Annotated in this window: 21 protein-coding genes; 14 read left to right on the top strand and 7 right to left on the bottom strand. The window is 66.5% G+C overall.

The window, feature by feature from the left end; genetic code table 11:
• Positions 1-10: 10 nt before the first annotated feature.
• Positions 11-1,123: a TAXI family TRAP transporter solute-binding subunit gene (locus NKG96_RS17750; protein WP_254538476.1), complete on the top strand. Its 1,113-nt coding sequence runs from the start codon at positions 11-13 to the stop codon at positions 1,121-1,123.
• Positions 1,124-1,135: 12 nt separating this feature from the next.
• The gene (locus tag NKG96_RS17745) at positions 1,136-3,133 is read left to right on the top strand and encodes a TRAP transporter permease (protein WP_254538473.1); all 1,998 of its coding nucleotides are present in this window, start codon (positions 1,136-1,138) and stop codon (positions 3,131-3,133) included.
• Between the two features lie 112 nt (positions 3,134-3,245).
• On the opposite strand, the gene NKG96_RS17740 is transcribed toward NKG96_RS17745, so the two are convergent.
• Complete coding sequence (locus NKG96_RS17740) at positions 3,246-3,992, bottom strand: thermonuclease family protein (RefSeq protein WP_254538470.1); 747 nt, start codon at positions 3,990-3,992, stop codon at positions 3,246-3,248.
• Positions 3,993-4,183: 191 nt separating this feature from the next.
• Here NKG96_RS17740 and NKG96_RS17735 point away from each other — a divergent pair, with 191 nt between their 5' ends.
• Positions 4,184-5,065, top strand: a complete 882-nt coding sequence (locus NKG96_RS17735; protein ID WP_254538468.1) for an ArsR/SmtB family transcription factor — start codon at positions 4,184-4,186, stop codon at positions 5,063-5,065.
• 57 nt (positions 5,066-5,122) lie between these two features.
• On the opposite strand, the gene NKG96_RS17730 is transcribed toward NKG96_RS17735, so the two are convergent.
• The 5 genes from NKG96_RS17730 to NKG96_RS17710 form a co-directional block, all read right to left on the bottom strand.
• Entirely contained in the window at positions 5,123-6,421 is a 1,299-nt protein-coding gene (locus tag NKG96_RS17730; protein ID WP_254538467.1) for an O-acetylhomoserine aminocarboxypropyltransferase/cysteine synthase family protein, read from the bottom strand.
• Positions 6,422-6,591: 170 nt separating this feature from the next.
• A complete protein-coding gene (locus NKG96_RS17725) occupies positions 6,592-7,257 on the bottom strand; it encodes a DUF2270 domain-containing protein (protein ID WP_254538579.1) in 666 nt (221 codons plus the stop codon).
• A gap of 264 nt (positions 7,258-7,521) precedes the next feature.
• Complete coding sequence (locus NKG96_RS17720) at positions 7,522-7,908, bottom strand: DUF302 domain-containing protein (protein ID WP_254538466.1); 387 nt, start codon at positions 7,906-7,908, stop codon at positions 7,522-7,524.
• Positions 7,909-7,961: 53 nt separating this feature from the next.
• On the bottom strand, positions 7,962-8,570 hold the full coding sequence (locus tag NKG96_RS17715) for a DsrE/DsrF/DrsH-like family protein (RefSeq protein ID WP_254538465.1): 609 nt from the start codon (positions 8,568-8,570) through the stop codon (positions 7,962-7,964).
• A 2-nt stretch (positions 8,571-8,572) separates the two neighbouring features.
• Positions 8,573-8,818 (bottom strand): sulfurtransferase TusA family protein, encoded by a 246-nt coding sequence (locus tag NKG96_RS17710; RefSeq protein WP_254538464.1) that lies wholly within the window; start codon positions 8,816-8,818, stop codon positions 8,573-8,575.
• A 230-nt stretch (positions 8,819-9,048) separates the two neighbouring features.
• On the opposite strand from NKG96_RS17710, the gene NKG96_RS17705 reads away from it, so the two are divergent.
• The 9 genes from NKG96_RS17705 to NKG96_RS17665 all read left to right on the top strand — a co-directional run bounded on the left by NKG96_RS17705 (position 9,049) and on the right by NKG96_RS17665 (position 16,727).
• Positions 9,049-10,239, top strand: coding sequence for an MBL fold metallo-hydrolase (locus NKG96_RS17705; protein ID WP_254538463.1), 1,191 nt, complete (start codon positions 9,049-9,051; stop codon positions 10,237-10,239).
• A 22-nt stretch (positions 10,240-10,261) separates the two neighbouring features.
• Positions 10,262-10,759 (top strand): YeeE/YedE family protein, encoded by a 498-nt coding sequence (locus NKG96_RS17700; RefSeq protein WP_254538461.1) that lies wholly within the window; start codon positions 10,262-10,264, stop codon positions 10,757-10,759.
• A complete protein-coding gene (locus tag NKG96_RS17695; RefSeq protein WP_368409333.1) occupies positions 10,756-11,235 on the top strand; it encodes a YeeE/YedE family protein in 480 nt (159 codons plus the stop codon). The genes NKG96_RS17700 and NKG96_RS17695 overlap by 4 nt, the downstream gene beginning before the upstream one ends.
• 93 nt (positions 11,236-11,328) lie before the next feature.
• Positions 11,329-11,478 (top strand): DUF7512 family protein, encoded by a 150-nt coding sequence (locus NKG96_RS17690; RefSeq protein WP_254538458.1) that lies wholly within the window; start codon positions 11,329-11,331, stop codon positions 11,476-11,478.
• Between the two features lie 17 nt (positions 11,479-11,495).
• Complete coding sequence (locus NKG96_RS17685; RefSeq protein ID WP_254538577.1) at positions 11,496-12,476, top strand: sulfite exporter TauE/SafE family protein; 981 nt, start codon at positions 11,496-11,498, stop codon at positions 12,474-12,476.
• Positions 12,477-12,542: 66 nt separating this feature from the next.
• Positions 12,543-12,947, top strand: coding sequence for a helix-turn-helix domain-containing protein (locus NKG96_RS17680; protein WP_254538457.1), 405 nt, complete (start codon positions 12,543-12,545; stop codon positions 12,945-12,947).
• A 100-nt stretch (positions 12,948-13,047) separates the two neighbouring features.
• Positions 13,048-14,172, top strand: a complete 1,125-nt coding sequence (locus NKG96_RS17675; RefSeq protein ID WP_254538455.1) for an MBL fold metallo-hydrolase — start codon at positions 13,048-13,050, stop codon at positions 14,170-14,172.
• Positions 14,173-14,193: 21 nt separating this feature from the next.
• Positions 14,194-15,471, top strand: a complete 1,278-nt coding sequence (locus NKG96_RS17670) for an MFS transporter (protein ID WP_254538454.1) — start codon at positions 14,194-14,196, stop codon at positions 15,469-15,471.
• 11 nt (positions 15,472-15,482) lie between these two features.
• The gene (locus NKG96_RS17665) at positions 15,483-16,727 is read left to right on the top strand and encodes a M20 family metallopeptidase (protein ID WP_254538452.1); all 1,245 of its coding nucleotides are present in this window, start codon (positions 15,483-15,485) and stop codon (positions 16,725-16,727) included.
• Positions 16,728-17,106: 379 nt separating this feature from the next.
• Here NKG96_RS17665 and NKG96_RS17660 read toward each other — a convergent pair whose 3' ends face one another.
• Positions 17,107-17,550, bottom strand: coding sequence for a hypothetical protein (locus NKG96_RS17660; protein WP_254538451.1), 444 nt, complete (start codon positions 17,548-17,550; stop codon positions 17,107-17,109).
• On the opposite strand from NKG96_RS17660, the gene NKG96_RS17655 reads away from it, so the two are divergent.
• Together NKG96_RS17655 and NKG96_RS17650 are read left to right on the top strand one after the other, a co-directional pair.
• A complete protein-coding gene (locus tag NKG96_RS17655; RefSeq protein WP_254538450.1) occupies positions 17,535-18,080 on the top strand; it encodes a winged helix-turn-helix domain-containing protein in 546 nt (181 codons plus the stop codon). The genes NKG96_RS17660 and NKG96_RS17655 overlap by 16 nt on opposite strands.
• Positions 18,077-18,364: a DUF7521 family protein gene (locus NKG96_RS17650; RefSeq protein ID WP_254538448.1), complete on the top strand. Its 288-nt coding sequence runs from the start codon at positions 18,077-18,079 to the stop codon at positions 18,362-18,364. The genes NKG96_RS17655 and NKG96_RS17650 overlap by 4 nt, the downstream gene beginning before the upstream one ends.
• Positions 18,365-18,475 lie beyond the last annotated feature (111 nt).

The following is an 18,475-nucleotide window of genomic DNA, read 5'->3' as shown; positions in this document are numbered from 1 at the left end:
GCCTCAGTGTATGCCTAGCATTAGCAGGCGCGACGTGTTACACGGACTCGCGGGACTCTCGGCAGTCGGACTGGCCGGCTGCGCAAGTGACGGCGGTGGCGGCGGCGGCAACGGGAGCGGCGGAAACGGCAGCGGTGGCGGTGGTGGCGGCGGCGGCACCACCCGTATCGGCGTCGGCATCCCGAGCGCCGGCACGACGACCGGTGCGGCGAGCAACTCCTTCCAGCGGGTCGTCGAGAACGTCTCGGCGGACACCGAACCCGCGGGGACCCTCCGGTGGAACAACCAGGAGACGGGCGGCGACCCGCCCAGCCTCCGGCAGTTCGACGCCGGCAACATCCAGGCGATGACCGGCGGGAACTTCATCATCGCGTCGGCCAAGCAGGACCTCCCGCCGTTCCAGAAGAAGGCCGTCGGGTCCATCCCCCATCAGGCGTTCTCCATCACGGCGCTCCACATGCACATCCTCGCCGTGGAGGGGTCGGGCATCGAGACGACCGACGACCTCGTCGGGAAGAACTTCTGGCCGCTCCCGCCCCAGTGGGGGCTCCGCCAGCAGGCCGAGACGGTCCTCAAGAACGCGGGTCTCTGGAGCGAACTCCAGGACTCCGGCTCCGTCGTCAACGCCGACACGGGCGACGTTGCCGGGGCCATCAGCGAGGAGCGCATCGACGCCATCGTCGCCTACGGTGCCGGTGGCGCGAACCTCGCGGGCTGGGCCACCGAGGTCGACGCGCGGGCGAACCTCCACCTCGTGAAGATGACCGACAGCTTCCAGCAGGGCGTCGAGAGCACGCGCGGGACGAGCTTCAGCGAGATCAAGCCCTACGGCTGGGAGAACCAGGAGTTCGAGGCCGACACGATGGACGTCTACGGCGCGGACTTCCAGTTCTGGTTCGGCCCCGGCATCTCGCGGGACGCGGGCTACGAACTCGCGAAGATCAGCTCCGAGAACGTCGAGTCCATCCAGGAGGGCCAACCCGCCTACGCCGACCACAGTGACCCGGCGAACATGGCGAGCCTCTACCTCGACGATCACCCGGTCCACGCTGGCGTCTACGACTTCCTCAAGGAACAGGGCGTCGACGTCAGCGGGTACACGCGCGGCGAGGTACAGGGGTAAGGGGGTCCGCACATGAGCTCTCAGGAGGAACCGTCGGTGGTGTCGCCCCTCACGACGGAGCGAAAGCACCTGCTCAACAACCTCGTCACCCTGTTCGCCGCCGTCTTCTGGATGCGGGTCGTGTGGTACGCGTTCTCGCAGGAGGCTCCCCGTGCGAAGTACGGGGCCGTCTTCCTCGGCGGCGGCATCCTCATCTACGTCCTCAAGGAACTGTACGAACTGGACGGGGAGAAGCGACTCGAACGCCTCGGGCTGTGGGCCACCGCCGCCGTCGGCGTCGGGTTCTCGGGGTACGTCTGGCTCAACTACAACGTGCTCGAAACCCAGCGCATCGGCTACGCGCTCGAACACGAGTACGCGATGGGCGCGCTGTTCACCCTCGCGGTGCTCTATCTGACCTACCGGGCGTTCGGGACGGCGTTCCTCGCCGTCGTGCTGGTAGCCATCGGCTACGCCTTCTTCGGGGCGTCCATCCCCGGGCTGATGGGCCACGGGGGCATCGCGGGGCGACAGATCATCAACGTCCTCACGCTGGAGTTCGACGGCTTCTTCGGCTCCATCACGCAGATCGTCGCGGCGTGGGTCGCCCTCTTCCTCCTGTACGCGGGGCTGATGCGAGGGTACGGCGCGTTCAACCTCATCATGCGCCTGTCGTTCAAGACGGCGAAGTACCTCCGTTCCGGGGTGGCCCAGTCGGCCGTCGTCTCCAGTCTCATCGTCGGCTCCATCAACGGCGCGCAGACCGCCAACGCCGCGATGACCGGGTCGTTCACCATCCCGCTGATGCAGAACAGCGGGATGAAAGACGAGTCCGCGGGCGGCATCGAGGCCGTCGCCTCCTCGGGCGGACAGATCATGCCCCCCGTGATGGGCGCGGCGGCGTTCGTCATGGCCTCGCTGCTCACCGGCGTCGGCTACGTCGACGTGCTCATCGCGGGCATCATCCCGGCGCTCGTGTTCTTCGTCTCCGTCGCCGTCGGCGTCCACTACATGGCGGTCAAGCAACTCCCGGAGGGGGGCATCGACATCGAGTCGCGTCTCGCCGACCTCGACGAGACGTACCATCCCGCCATCGAGGCGGTGCGCTTCGGCGTCCCGTTCGCCGTCCTCCTGTACACGCTCGGGGTCGCACAGTGGACCGTCCTCTCCTCGGCGCTGTACACCTGCGGCGTGATGGTGCTCACGGGCGCGGGCATCCCCATCGTCCTGAGCCTGTTCGACGACGAGTCGAGCGTCGGGGGGAGCGCGGTCGACGCCCTCGTCGACACCGTCTCCGGGTTCAAGTTCGGGGCCATCACCGTCGCCCCCATCGCCATCATCATCGCGGCGGTCAACGGCATCGTCGACCTGCTGAACGCGACGGGGATGCCGGGGAAACTCTCGCTCGCGCTGGTCGGCATCGCGGGCGGCGCGATGCTCCTCACGACCATCCTCGCGATGATCATCTGTCTCATCCTCGGGCTGGGCATGCCGACGGTGGCAGCGTACACCATCGTCGCCCTGCTCATCGCGCCGACGCTGACCGGCCAGTTCGCCGTCCCCGAGTTGGCGGCCCACTTCTTCGTCTTCTACGCGGCCATCCTCTCGGGGATCACGCCGCCCATCGCCATCGCGGTGGTGGTGACAGCGGGCATCGCGGGGTCGAACTTCTGGCGGACGAGTCTGGAGGCGCTGAAACTCGCGCTCCCCCTGTTCGTCCTCCCGTTCACGTTCATCTACAACCCCGAAATCGTCACGGGCGGGTTCTCCCTGTTCACCGTGCAGTCGGGGGTGCTGGTCCTGCTCGGCGCGGTGTCCATCATCCACGGGCTGAACTGCGCGGCGCGGCCGTTCGGTCTCTCCGCGCCCCTCAGCTACGGCGTCCGGACGGTGTACGTCGCCCTCGGCGTCGTCGCCATGGTCTACCCGGGGACGATGGTCCGTGTCGGTGCGCTCGTCGTCGCTATCGGCCTGTTCGGTGTCCAGCGCTGGATGCCGCAGGTCCAGCAGACGGGTGTCGTCGCGGAGTAGCCGGACCCGCGAGCGCGCTGCCGCCGCTCTTCTGCGGGCGTTCTCGGCTCCGGTTCCGTCGGAGCCGATTCCGACCGCCCGAACAGTCGCCGACCCGCGAGCCGACGGCCGTTCAGTCGTGCGAGTGGTCCTCGCCCGAGTTGTTCTCCCAGAGCCCCTCGCCCTCCGCCTTCGCCCAGTCGCGGGCGGCCGACAACTGGTCGTACAGCACGTCGCCCTCGTCGGCGGTCAGCACGGCGTAGCCGTGACCGAGCAGGTACTCGTTGAACGGCGTGTCGCGGCCGTCCCAGTCGAACCAGAGGTAGACCAGCGGCGTCCCGTCCTCCGTGGTCTCGCCGGTGTGCTGGATGCGGACGTTCTCACCGGACGGGTGCGAGAGCTTCTCACGCGCCTCGCGGACCGCCTCGTAGCCGAGTCTCCGTAACTCCTGTCGGTGCGCTTCGCGTTCGGCCTCCGAGTCGGTGGCGTGGTAGCGGAAGTCGGTCGGCTCGATGTCCTCGGCGTGGATGTCGGGCACGGCGACGCCCGCCAGCTTCACCGTCGCCGTCGTGTTCGCCTCGGCGTAGTACATCACGTACGTCGAGGGGCCCTTCGACTCGACGAACGACCCCGTCTTGTTGCCGGTCTGGAACGCCGTCGGGTCAGGGGCCTCGTTCGTCCCGACAGCGGTCGCCGATTCCTCAGTCGGGGCCTCGCCGTCGGCCGTCCCAGACTCGTCCCCCGATGCTGGTCGTTCGGTCGTCGTGTTCGGCGCATCGCCGTCAGACTGTGTCGGCCCGGCCGTCGGTTGTGTCCCACCTGTGCACCCAGCGGTCACAATCAGCAGTGTCAGCAGCAGAATCGTCGGTACGTGTCGCATACATTCACGGTAGATGAACTATCTTCATATCAAGATTTCTGATTCCGGGTCGGGTGAGACGGGTCCAGTCACCGCTCGCCCGCGTCAGGGACCCTCTGGACGACACCCACTCTCCGGGCCCGCTCGATAGCGTCGGCGACGGAGTCGGTCGGGAGACCAAGGTTTACGTCCGACCCCGTGGGGGTGGTGGTATGGACGACGGTCCCCACGACACGACGGCCCTCTCCCCGGACGACGCGTTCGCGGTCCTCGGCAACGAGACGCGCTTCGGGATACTCCGGGCACTCGGTGAGGTCGACGGACCGTGCTCGTTCTCCCACCTCCGCGACCGGGTCGGGGTGGCCGACAGCGGCCAGTTCAACTACCACCTCGACCGACTCGTCGGGCACTTCGTCGAACACACCGACGAGGGGTACGGTCTGCGACGGGCGGGCGAACGTGTCGTCGAGGCCGTGCTCTCGGGTGCGGTGACGGAGGCGCCCGTCGTCGCCCCGACGACGGTCGACCGTCCCTGTCAGTACTGCGGCGCGCCGGTCGGCATCACCTACGACGAGGAACGGGTCAGGGTGTACTGCACCGAGTGCGAGGGAATCTACGGCGAGCGCTCCGAGGTGGACGGCGCGGGCCACCTCGGGACGCTGTTCGTGCCGCCCGCGGGACTTCACGACCGGTCCGCGAGCGAACTCCTGCAGGCCGCGTACGTCTGGGGCGAACTGTCGGTGATGGCGGCGACGAACGGGGTCTGTCCCCGGTGTGCCGCGACGGTCGAAGAGTCGGTCCACGTCTGCGAGAGGCACGACGGCGGCGACGGCCCGTGTCCGAGGTGTGACGAACGGTTCGCCGTCGGGGTCCACCTCGAGTGTACTAACTGCCTCTACGACCGCGGCGGGGCATTCGGCGTCCGACTCCTCTCGAACACCGACCTGCTCGCCTTCCTGACGGACCGCGGCGTCAACCCCGTCGCGCCGCGGCGGACTCGCCCATCGGCGCGATGGTCGACTACGAGGAGGAACTGGTCTCGGCGGACCCGTTCGAGGCCCGCTTCACGTTCGAGGCGGCGGGCGACACGCTGACGCTCGCCGTCGGCGAGGACCTGACGGTGACCGACGTGACGGAGGGGTAGCCCGCGCTCAGTTCGACGCCGCCTCGATGGCCTGCTCCAGGTCCGCGACGATGTGGGCGGGGTCCTCGATGCCGACCGAGAGACGCACGAGGTCGTCGCTCACGCCGGAGGACTCGCGTTCCTCGGCGGTGAGTTGCTGGTGGGTCGTGGAGGCGGGGTGGATGATGAGCGTTTTCGCGTCGCCGACGTTCGCGAGCAGACTCGCGAGTTCCGTCGACTCCACCGTCTTGCGGGCGGCCTCGTACCCGCCCTCCAGTCCGAAGGTTATCATCCCGCCGTAGCCGCCGTCGAGGTACTCGCTCGCGTTCTCGTGGGTCGAGTGGCTCTCCAGTCCGGGGTAGGTGACCCACGCGACGTCCTCGTGGGCCTCCAGTCGCTCGGCGACGGCCATCGCGTTCGAACAGTGCCGTTCCATCCTGAGCGGGAGGGTTTCCAGCCCCTGAATCGTCTGCCACGCGTCGAACGGCGACTGCTGGTTGCCGAGGTCACGCAGGCCGCGGGCGATGCCGGCGTAGGTGAACGCCGCCTCGCCGAACGTCTCCGCGAAGTTGACGCCGTGGTAGGCGGGGTTGTCCGCCGCGAGTTCGGGGTACTTTTCGGAGTATTCGGCCCACGGGAACGACCCGCCGTCGACGACGACGCCGCCCACCGTCGTACCCGACCCGTGGAGCCACTTCGTCGTCGAGTTCCAGACGAGGTCCGCGCCGTGTTCGAGGGGCCGACAGAGCGCGGGCGTCGCGAACGTGTTGTCCACGAACAGGGGCGCGCCGTGGTCGTGGGCGATATCGGCGATGCGGGAGATGTCCGGCGTATCCAGCGCGGGGTTGCCGATGGTCTCCAGGTGGACGTAGGCGGTGTCCTCGTCGATGGCCTCCTCGTAGGCGTCGTAGTCGAGCGTGTCCACGAACCGGGTCGTCACCCCCCGACGCTCGACGGAGTGGGTGAGGTAGGTGTACGTCCCGCCGTACAGCGAGGAGGCGCTGACGATGTTGTCGCCCGCCTCGGCGAGGAGGAAGGTGGTGAGGTCGAGGGCGGCCATCCCCGAGGCGGTGGCGACGGCCCCGACGCCGCCTTCGAGGGCCGCGAGGCGTTCCTGTAGCGTCTCCAGGGTGGGGTTCATCAGCCGCGAGTAGATGTATCCGGGCTTCTCGAGAGCGAACTGGTCCGCCGCGTCGTCGGCGTCGCCGAAGACGTACGACGTGGTCTGGTACAGCGGCGGCGCGCGGGCACCCGTCGTCGGGTCGGGGTCCTGCCCGGCGTGCAGCGAGTCGGTGGCGATGGAACGCTCGGCTGGTTCGTCGCTCATATCTCTCCGTGCGTGCGGGGACGTATTACGCTACGTCGTGTGGTAATGCTTGCCGGACTCTGTGACGGCGACTCGCGCGCCCGAGGTGCGACCGACGCGTTACCCGTCAACAGGTGGGCGGAACGCCGGGTCGGGGCGGCCCGGGTCGAACCGTTCGGGTCCCCGACCGGTCACTTGATATCGTCCCACGCACCGACCTCACTCCGCCGGAGTTCGCCGGTCGCCTGCCAGACACGCGGGCGGAACGTGATACCGACGAGCACGAGGTAGAACGCGCCGACGAGGCCCATCGTGAGGGTCCCCGGGAGCGCACCGACGGCGGCGCTCTCGGGCCACGTCCCCCCGCTCTCGGGCGTGACGAGGATGCGGAACAACCACGCGCCGAGCAGTACCGTGAACAGGGGGAGGTACACCCGGCGAAGGCGGTGGGCGATCGCCTCCTCGTAGGAGATCTTCGTTCGGGGTTCGCGGTAGTCCCGGGAGAGGCGCGGCCGCCAGTCGGGGTCCTCGATTCCCTGCGACGGGTCCAGCGAGTACGCGAACACGTTGCGCTGGAGGATCCGGACGCGAGAGCGCCACATGTCGTACCCGCGATACCGACGGGCCTCGATGACGAGGAACACCGTCACCATCACGACGCCGACGAGGATGACGTAGTGGGGGCGGTTGGCACTGGAGAACGCGTAGGTGAGGATGGCCGCGATGAGCGTCACCGCCCAGTTGGAGGTCCGGTCGAGGCGCTCGCGCCAGAGCTTCATCCGGTGGATCTCCCCGCGGTAGAGGTGTGCCATCGCCGACCCGGGGGAACTCGACTCCTCGAAGAACCCCCGGCCCATGGTCCGGGCCTCCTCGCTTACCGCGTCGAACGACTCGTCGCAGTCGGTTCCAGGGGGCTCGGGGTCGGACTGTCCGTCACTCGTCGAGTTCGTTCGTCGTTCGCTCATGGTAGTCGTCGTTCTGTCGACAGGTGGCGCTTGTCCTCCGTATCCGGACGGGAACCGTCCCATCGTCGGCTCCGTTTCGCGTTCTCCGTCCCGAACGAATCCAGCGGGTGCTCGGTCACTGTGAACGGCCCCGGGGTGCTCTCCGGTAGACGTGGTTCACAGCGATTCGAGGACGCGCTGGAACCGTTCCGAGACGTCGCCGGCGATGGTATCTAGGGCAGGGTTGTCGGTGAGTCCGACGAGTTGGCCCGGGTCGACCGCACTCACCACGACGGTCCCGTCGTCCTCCTCGTACACGATGACGTTACACGGGAGGAGCGCACCGAGTTCGATCTCCGCTTCGAGCCCCTCGCGTGCGAGTTGCGGGTTGCACGCACCGAGGATCCGGTACTGGCGGAACTCCTCGTCGAGTTTCTTCGCGAACGTCGCCTGCACGTCGATGTCGCACAGCACCCCGAACCCTTCGTCTTCGAGTGCAGCGATCGTCTGCTCGACGACGTTGTCGAACGGTCCGCTCGTCTCTTTCTGTGTTGTGTAGCTCATTGTGGGATTGTGTGGTTCGTTCGATGTGATCCTAATTCTGCGAGCAGTGACGCTCAGACCAGCAACTGGATGTCGGCATCCGCCATCCGCTGGAGCGCCGTGGCCGCGCCGACGCCGGTCGTGACCCCGTCGTAGAAGTCGGCCTCGTCGTAGTCCATCAATTCGATGGTCATCTGGCAGGCCTGGAGGTCGACCCCCTGGTCGAGCGACACGTCGACGAGTTCCTCGATGGTCGCGGTGTTGTTGTCGGCGATCTTCCGGTTCATCATGCGCGTTGCCACCGAGTCCATTCCCGGCAGCGCTGCCAGCGCGTTCGGCATCGGCATGCTCGGGTTGCCGACCGCCGAGAGCTTGAGCTCCTTCGACTTCTCCTCGTGGAGGATGTCGAGTCCCCAGAAGGTGTGGAACACGGTGACGTCCCAGCCGAACGCGGCCGCCGTCGACGCGAGGATGAGCGGCGGGTACGCCATGTCGAGGCTCCCCTTCGTCGCGACGATGACCATCGACTGCTGGTCGTCGCTCACCTCCGCTCTGAGGTCGGTCATCTCCTCGCGGAGTGTTTCGACCTCGGCGGCGAGTTCGGCCGTCGTCAGGTCTTCGGGGTCCTCACTCGAGTCGACCGGCGTCTCCGTCTCCGAACCGTCGGGTGTGTCCATGCTCATCGTTACTCCGTCTTGCGTACGTAGTGTTCGAACACGTCGCCGTCCTCTCCCTGGTCGAGAAGTTCGACGCCGTTCGTCGTCTCCGCCCACCCCGCGATGTCGCTCACACTACCGGAGTCGGTAGCGAGCACCTGCAGTACGTCACCCCGACTCAGGCCGTCGATTGCGCCTTTCGTCTTCACGACCGGCATCGGACACGATTCACCTTTCACGTCGAGCGTCTCTGTGACTGTGTATTCCGAACTCATTGTGGCTCGGCCCATTCCGTATTGGGCTTAGCAGACAATACTGCCCCGTCATTGAAAAGTGTGTTGATTATTGGGCAATGCTCGAACTTCTCTGTCCCGCAGTGATGCTTCAGCAGCTCTCTCGCAACGCTTCGGCCGCTTACAGTCTCAGAATGGCCTAGGATGATTGTGTGAACTGTGCAATAGCATAGAAACCCTTTTGAGTCGCGGGGCGGTACGAACGGGTACAGATGGACGACGGATTTCCCGAACCGGATGCGGACGTCGAGTCGATCGCCCCCGAAGCGCTCAAACAGCGCATCGACGACGGTCGGCCGGTGACGATACTCGACGTGCGTGCAGAGAGCGAGTACGAGGAGTGGCGCATCGACGGCGAGAGTGCCGAGGTCGCCAACGTCCCGTACTTCGAACTGCTCGACGGTGTGAGCGAGAACCACCTCGAACGTATCCCGGCAGGCGACCCGACGGTCGTCGTCTGCGCGAAGGGTGGTTCCAGCGAGTACGTCGCTGGCCAGCTCCTCGACGAAGGAGTCGACGCCGTCAACCTCGAACGCGGGATGAACGGCTGGGCGGGTATCTACGAGTACCGCGAACTCGACGCCGACACGGACGCGACCGTCGCACAGTACCAGCGCCCCTCCAGCGGCTGCATGGCCTACATGGTCGTCAGCGACGGGGAGGCCGCGGTCGTCGACCCGCTCCGGGCGTTCGTCGACGACTACGTACAGGACGCACGGGCGATGGGTGTCGACATCACGTACGCCATCGATACGCACGTCCACGCCGACCACGTCAGCGGCGTCCGCGAACTCGCCGCCCAGACTGGCGCGCAGGTCGTCCTCCCTGAACCGGCGGTCGATCGCGGCGTCGAGTACGACGTCGACTACGAGACGGTCGGTGACGGCGACACGCTCACCGTCGGCGACATCGACGTCGACGTCCTTCACACGCCCGGCCACACCTCTGGCATGACGTCGTACCTCGTCGACGACGCCGTCCTCCTCAGTGGAGACGGCCTGTTCACCGAGAGCGTCGCCCGGCCGGACCTCGAAGGGGCCGACGACGAGGAAGCACGCGAGGCCGCCGCCGAACTCCACGAGACGCTCCAGTCGACGATTCTGCCGCTCGGCGACGACGTCCTCGTCGCGCCAGCCCACTTCAGCGACTGCGCGACACCGCGCGACGACGGAACCTACGTCACCAGGCTCGGCGACCTGAAACGTGAGATGGACGCCCTGTCGATGGACCGCGAGGCGTTTGTCGAGTTCATCCGCTCGGACATGCCGCCACGCCCGGCGAACTACGAGGAGATCATCGGAACGAACCTCGGCCAGCGGGCGACCGACGACGAGGAGGCGTTCGAACTCGAACTCGGCCCGAACAACTGCGCCGCCAGCAGCGACGCGATGACGAGCGACTGAGAACGCGACCCCACACGAGACAATGATCACAACCACACTCCCCCTGGTCGCGTTCGCGGAACTGTTCCCGCGCGGTATCGCTCAGTACGCCGCCGGTGGCCTGCTCATCGGCCTGGGCGTCGCGACGATCTACCTCGGGACAGGCATCATCGCGGGCGCCAGCACGTTCCTCGAGTCGACGCTGTCGTACGTCTCGGACGTCCCCCGGTTCAACCGGACGAAGTACCTGGCCTCGCGCGACTGGCGCGTCGTGTTCACGCTCGGTATCGTCGGCGGAGCGGCGGTGTACGCCCTCGCGTTCGGCGAGTTCGGGTGGACGACCGCGGTCCAGCCGTGGCGACTGCTCGGTGGCGGGTTCCTCGTCGGCGTCGGGACGCGCCTCGGGAAGGGCTGTACCTCCGGCCACGGCGTCTGTGGGGTCGGGTCGCTCTCGCAGACCTCGCTGGTGAACGTCGCGACGTTCATGGCCTTCGCCATCGGGACGGCTCAGATCGTCGCCGCCCTGGGGGTGTCGCCGTGAGCGCCGCGACCAACGAGGACCGGAGCCTCGGGGTCACCCTCCTGATACTCCTCGGGGGGATGGTGTTCGGGTTCGGCCTCGCGCTCAGCGGGATGGCGAAACCCGAGATCGTCCTGGACTTCCTCCAGTTCGATGACCTCGGCCTGCTGTTCGTGATGGGCGGGGCCGCGGTCGTCTCTGGGGTGGTGTTCTTCGTCGCCACGCGCTTCCTCGACCGCGCACCGCTCACCGGGCGGGCGTACACCCGTCGGCTGAAGTCGATGAACCGCAACGTCCTCGCTGGCGGTGCCATCTTCGGTGTCGGGTGGGGCATCTCGGGAATCTGTCCCGGTGCGGCGTACGCGAGCGTCGGCATCGGGAATCTCCCCATCCTGTGGGCGGTCCTCGGGATGTTCCTCGGTGCGTACGCGCAGGGGTACGTCCGGTCGTACCGCGCCGACGACGCCGACACCTCGGACACCGTCCCCACCGACTGACGACCGTGGTTCTCACCCCATCGCTGGTCGGTGTTCGCGAGCTGTATTGTGCAGTAAACGACGTTCCAAACAATACGACAGGAAACACGTAATATGTCCGTAATCGGAGTCTTGAGCGGGTCGACAGGTGCGGTGACGACAGTCGGTCTCGTCCTCGGGGAGGCGTTAGTGCTGTACGTCGGGTACGGCGTCCTCGGCGGTCTCGTCAGGGGCACGGTCCTCGACGCGGTCGGAGGTGACTGAGGGTGGAACTCCTCGGGATGAGTCTGCTGCTGGTCGCGACGTTCGTCGGATTCGGACTGCTCATCGGGACGCTGTTCGGGTTCTTCGGGATGGGAGGGTCGTTCCTCGTGACGCCGGCGCTGCTCGTCATGGGCTACCCCTCGACGGTCGCCGTCGGGAGTGGCCTCGCGTTCGTCTTCGGGACGAGCGTCATCGGCGCGCTCCGTCACCGCGAGCACGGGCAGGTCGACTACAAACTCGCGACCATCATGACCGCGGCCATGACCCTCGGCATCGAGGGCGGGAAGAGCGTCGTCTTCCTCCTCGACGCGAGCGGGATGGCGGACCTTGTCATCAACGTCGCGTACGTCGGCCTGCTCGGTGCCGTCGGCCTGTTCACACTCCACGACGCCCGCTCGGACGGCGGCACGTCGGACGGCGGCGGCCTCGCCGACCGCGTCCAGGCCATCCACATCCCACCGATGGTGACGCTGCGCGGGGGCGTCCGCGTCTCGGGGAGTATCGTCTTCGCCATCGGACTCGTCATCGGCGTCCTCTCGGGGTTCCTGGGCGTCGGTGGCGGCTTCCTCCTGATGCCGGCGATGATGTACGGGCTCGGTGTCCCGGCCGCGATCGCCGTCGGGACGGACATCCTCCAGATCACTATCTCCGGCGCGTTCGGCGCGTTCACGTACGCGCAGTCCGGGGCGGTCGCGCTCCCCGTCGTCGGGTTCCTGCTCCTCGGGAGTGCGCTCGGGGCACGGATCGGGGCGGGAGCGACGAACCTCGTCGACGAGGCCGACATCAAGGGGTACTTCGCCGCCATGCTCCTCGCGGGGAGCGCCGCCGTCGCCGCCAACAGGCTCGGAACGGTCTACGGTATCGAACTCCTCGACACGCTGAGTACGGTGCTCATCTTCGGGGCGGCGCTGCTGGTGAGTAGCGCCGTCGTCCTCGCCGCGATCTGCCAGCTCCGGGACGACCAGAGCGGGACGTGGTGTCGGCTCACCACGTCGTAGCTCGGGCCAGTATTGTATCGAGCTTACAAAGTCTTTTGGCCACTCGCTCCCTACGTTCCACCACTCATGGCCGACTCGATGAACGAGATGCTCCGGAAGGACATGGAGTGCGAGGGCCTGCTGGAGTGTTTCCACGATCTCAAAGCTCTCGACAGGGAGATATTCCAGCTGCTCAGCGAGCGACAGGACCCGCTCACCGTCGACGAGATCGCCGAACAGGTCGACCGTGAGCGGACGACCGCCTACCGTGGTATCCAGCGGCTCCTCCAGGCTGGCTTCGTCCAGAAAGAGCAGGTGAACTACGACCACGGCGGCTACTACCACGTCTACCGGCTTCGTGACGCCGACGAGGTCGCACGCGAGATGCAGCGGACGCTCAACGACTGGTACGCAAAGATGGGACAGCTCATCGGCGAGTTCGAGGACAAGTACGGTGAGGACCTCCACTCGCCCGCTTCTGCCGAGAGCTGAGTCGAACGTAGACGAGCACTGATATACGCGACCGTCCTGCTGAGTCGTCGACCGTCTCATCAACGCATTTATCACCCTCTGGCAGTTTGTATTGTATGTAATGCGCAATACAGACATCGAAGCATCCGAAGTCGCGCGCCGTATCGTGGACGAGAACAGCGAGGACCTGTTCGTCCTCGACGTGCGCAACGAGGACGACTACGAGGAGTGGCAGATCCCGGAGAGCGAGAACGTCCCCATCTACGACGAACTGCTCGCCCACGACTTCTCGGGGCTGGAAGACCACCTCGACGAACTCCCCGAGGACGAGGAGATCGCCGTCGTCTGTGTCGGGGGAATCACGTCGGCGCGCGCCGCCCAGTTCCTCCGCGAACAGGGCTTCGACGCGAAGTCCATCCCCGACGGGATGAACTCGTGGGGACGGGTCCACCGCGAGTACGAACTCACCGACCTCGACGGCGTCGTCCAGATCGTCCGTCCCGGGACCGGGTGCGTCTCGTATCTCGTCCACGACAGCGGCGAGGCGGTCGTCGTCGACCCCTCCCAGTACCTCGACCACTATCTGGGCGCGGCCGACGAACGGGACGTCGAAATCGTCGGCGTCGCAGACACCCACGCGCACGCCGACCACGTCTCCGGGGCGCGCCGCCTCGCAGGCGAACTCGACGTTCCCTACTACCTCCACGGCGAGGACGTCGCCGCTCTCGACCGCGTGACCGAACTCGCCGACGGCGACGCCATCGAGGTCGGCGAGCGCGAACTCACGGTCCGGCACACGCCCGGCCACACGCCCGGGAGCGTCTCCTTCGAGTTCGGCGACGCGCTCCTCTCCGGGGACACCCTGTTCCTCCGGAGCGTCGGCCGCCCCGACCTCGAGGACAGTTCCGAGGACGCCGTCCGGACGGCCGCGAGCCGGCTGTTCGAGAGCCTCGATGAACTCACCGACCTCGACGACGGGACCGTCGTCCTCCCCGGCCACTTCAGCGACGAGGAGGTGCGACCGCTCGCGACCGAACTCGGCGAGCTGAAAGCGGAGTCGACGAACGAACTGCTGAGCTACGTCGAGGACGGCGACGAGGAGGCGTTCGTCGAGACCATCGTCGAGAGCCTCGCCGACGAACCCGCGAACTACAACGAGATCAAGCAGATCAACTGGGGCGAGGAGCAACCCGGCGACGACGTCGAGGAACTCGAACTCGGCCCGAACAACTGCGCCGCGAACTGAGGACGAACTCGTCTCCCCATAATGTCGTACACGCAGGGTATCCGACGGAACTGGCAGCAGTTCGCACTCCAGTTGCTCACCGTCTTCGCCGTCGGGCTCACCATCGGCGCCGAGCGGAACGTCGTCCCGATTCTGGGCCGTGACGTGCTCGGTGTCGAGTCGGTACTGGTCATCGGCTCGTTCGTCGTCAGCTTCGGCTTCGTGAAGGCCCTGCTCAACCTCTACGGCGGGAAGTGGTCCGAGACGTACGGACGGAAACCCATCCTCGTCGCCGGGTGGGTCGTCGCCCTCCCGATCCCGGTGATTCTCGCCTTCGCCCCGAACTGGTGGTGGATCACGCTCGGGAACGTGCTCCTCGGCGTCAATCAGGGGCTCGCCTGGTCGATGAGCGTCAACGCGAAGATCGACCTCGCGGGGAGCGACGCCCGCGGCTTCGCCGTCGGGCTCGACGAGGCGTTCGGCTACGGCGGGGTCGCCGTCGGGGCGTGGGTCACCGGCGTCATCGCGGCCCGGTACAGCCTCCGTCCCGAACCGTTCTACTTCCTGGCGGGCGTCGTCCTGCTCGCCCTCCTCGTGTCGGTCCTGTTCGTCGACGAAACGCTCCCGTACGCACGTGCAGAGGCCGACGACCAGGCCACCGAGGAGGACGCCGACCTGCCGTTCGGGGCGGTTCTGAAGCGGGCGACCTACGGCGACAGGACGCTGTTCGCGGCAGCGCAGGCCGGGAGCGTCGAGAAGTTCGTCGACGCGCTCGTTTGGATCGCTTATCCGCTGTACCTGACGGCCGCCGGTCTCTCGACCGCGCAGGTCGGTGTGATCGTCGGCGTGTACGGCGGCGTCTGGGGCGTCCTCCAGTTGTACACGGGGCGACTCGCCGACCGCGTCGGGCGACGACCACCCGTCATCACGGGGATGTTCGTCGCTGGCGGAGGAGTCTTCCTGACGGGACTCGTCGACGGCTACTGGCCGTGGGTCGGAACCGCCGCCCTGACAGGCGTCGGCATGGCGCTCCTCTACCCGAACCTCATCACGGTCGTCGGGGACGCTGCCCACCCGTCGTGGCGGGCGACGGGCCTCGGCGTCTACCGGATGTGGCGCGATGCCGGCTACGGGTTCGGGGCGATCCTCATCGGCGTGACCGCCGACCTCCTGTCGACGGCTGCCGCCTTCTACGTCGTCGCCGCGGCGATGTTCCTCTCGGGGACGGTCACGCTCGTCTGGATGCGCGAGACGCACCCCGACCGCGAAGCGAGCGTGCCCACCGACGCCGACCCCGCAGGTCCGGCCGACACCGACTGACCCCGTTACCCATGACCGAACCCCCAGTCCGATACGTCTCGAACGACCAGGACGCTCCGGTCGACCTCCTGCTTGACCTGCTGGCACTGGACACACAGAACCCACCGGGTGAGACACGAGCCATCGTCGACCACCTCGAACGCCGGTTGGACCCGCTGCCGGTGACCCTCGAACGAGTCGTGGTCGACCCCGCGAAACCGAATCTCGTCGTGACCGTCCCGGGAGCGAGCGACCGGACGCTCCTCTACAACGGCCACCTCGACACCGTGCCGTTCGACGAGACCGCCTGGTCGTTCGACCCACTCGGCGAACGCGTCGACGACCGCATCTACGGGCGCGGTGCGACCGACATGAAGGGCGCAGTCGCCTCGATGGTCCACACCATCGAGGCGTTCGCTGCGACTGACACGCGACCGCCGGTCGACCTCGTGTTCGCATTCGTGAGTGACGAGGAGGTCGGTGGTAAGGCGGGTCTCCCGGCGCTGCTGGAAGGCGGCCACCTCGACGCCGACGCGTGCGTCATCGGCGAACCGACCTGTCGGGACGACCGCCACTCGGTCACGGTCGCCGACCGTGGCAGCATCTGGCTGACGCTGACCGCCACCGGCGAGAGTGCACACGGCTCTCGACCGGCCCTGGGGGAGAACGCCATCGACCGACTCTACGCGGCCGTCGAGACGCTCCGCGAGCGGGTCGGCACGCGAGAACTACGGCTCCCCTCGACGTTGCGACCGGTCGTCGAGGAGTCGGTCGCGTACTACGCGCCGATGATGGGCGAGCAGGCCGCACGCGACCTCTTTCAGTACCCGTCGATAAACCTCGGAACGCTGCGTGGTGGGGACGCCATCAACAGCGTTCCCCAGTCGGCGACCGCGGATGTCGATATTCGCCTGACCGCCGGTGCCCGAACGGAGGACGTACTCGGTGAGATTCGGGCCTGTGTCGCCGAGTGCGAGGGTATCACCATCGCGGACGTCGTCTGGAGCACCGGGACCGCCGAACCGGTCGACAGTCCACTCGTCGATGCCGTCACGACGGTCGCCAGCGAGGTGCTAGACGACACCGTCTATCGGCGAAGTGCGACCGGTGGCGGCGACGCCAAGACACTGCGGAACGCGGGGATACCCACCGTCGAGTTCGCGCTGGGAACGGAGACGGTGCACGCGGTCGACGAGTACACGACGGTCGACGCAGTCACCGCGAACGCGCTGGTCTACACGCGACTACCGTTCTCCCTGGCACTCGACAGTGGATAGTCGCCACCGAATCGCCAGCGTCGAGGTCTGCCCAGTACGGTTTTTTGCACAGCGAGCGTATCGCCGGACCTCATATACGCGAGATTGTCGGAGTAGGTGGTATGGAACCCCCTGACTCCCTGACGAGGCGTCGGGCGATTCTCGGTGGTGTCGGGACCCTCCTGATGAGTGGAGGCAGCGTGTACGGTGCCTCCCGGCTCGAGTCGAGTCCGGTGGCGCCGACGGCGGCCCCGTTTCACGCGAGCGCCGAGACGACCGATTTCGGCATCGACCTCTGTGGTCACCCCATCATGGGGTCGCTGGACGCCCCCGTCGACATTGACTCGTCGCGTCCGTCTCGTCGACGTCGTCTGTGTGGCTGTCGGTCATCGTGTGTGAACTACTGATGAGCGTTCCGCTGTTCCGACTCGACGGTACACGAGTCGCAGGGGCGCTGTGAGCGGGTGTAGACGAGCCCCGCGAAGAGTGCGACGCTCACGACCCCCAGTACCGGACGGAGGGGGTCGAGGTACGTCATCAACGCGGAACTACTGAAGAGCGCGAGCAGGAACACGTTGCAGATGGGACAGCCGAACGCCAGAAATCCGAGGATCGCACCTGTCGTCGCTGTCTTGTCGTCGGCACCTCGATGGCTGGTTCGTTGTAGCGTGAAGAAACCGAGGAACCCGGCTGTGAGTACGAGGAAGAAGTAGTCCACCGGAGTACGTGGGACCATCCGAACGTAGATCGGGTTGGGGATCAACCCAGTAACGACTCCGAAGAGGAGGAACGACCCCACACTGACGACTGTCGCCTTGAGGTGACGTTTTGTCGGCGATTGCATCGCTGTCCTCGCTTCGGCCCGCGAGCGCTAAAACGACCCGACTGTTCGCTAACTCGGCGAAAAGCCGGTCTGTTCCACCACCGCCCACTACTACGGAGGTTGCCTCCTACGATCCCCTCTCCGGAGAAGCGTACCGACGACTCTTTGCCCGTGACCGAGACGAGGTCCGCATGGGTGGTGATGAGGTCGACTCGTCTGTGGCGCTTTTCGACGTGTTCGCAGACGACTACTCGCGAGCGATCCTACTCGCGGCCGACGAGCAGACACGGACGGCGAAAGCCCTCTGTCAGATCTGTGATGCATCGCTGACGACGGTGTATCGGCGTCTCTCGACGTTGCGAGAACACGGTCTCGTCAGGGTCCACTCGACGATCGGTTCGGGGGGTGAACACAAACGGCTGTTCGAGACGACGATAGAGGCGTTTCACGTCTCGATTTCCGAGGGGAGCCTCGACCTGTCCGTCGAAACGCGCGACGAACTCGCCGACAACTTCACCGCACTCTGGCGGAACCTGCGTGACAACACATGATCGGTCCGTTGACCGCCTTCATCAAACTCGTGACGCTCTTGCTCAGCCTTAGCGTCGCGTATCTCGCGTTCTACGCCTACAGACGGAGTGAACTCTTCCCCATGGTCTACGTTTCGGTCGGGTTCGTCTTCATCGGCGTCGGTGCGATCTGTGAAGGCCTCATCTACGGTGTGCTGGGGACGTCACTGTTCTCGGCCGCGCTCGTCCAAGCAGTACTCGTCTCGTCCGGGATGGCACTGATCTTGCGGTCCATCATGCTCAGCCCGGACCGACAGGGTCTGTAACGCTACGAACGCCGCCATCGGTATCGAGCGAGAATTCGCCGAACACTCCATCCACGGACTCTGTGTTCGCTCACACCGGGCGGTCATCGATTCGGTCGACGAAACCGGCTC

Origin of the sequence: Halomarina litorea, from assembly GCF_024227715.1 — an archaeon.
GTDB lineage: Archaea > Halobacteriota > Halobacteria > Halobacteriales > Haloarculaceae > Halomarina > Halomarina litorea.
The sequence above is the reverse complement of the archived record's forward strand: the minus strand, read 5'-3'. Positions and strand labels throughout refer to the sequence as shown.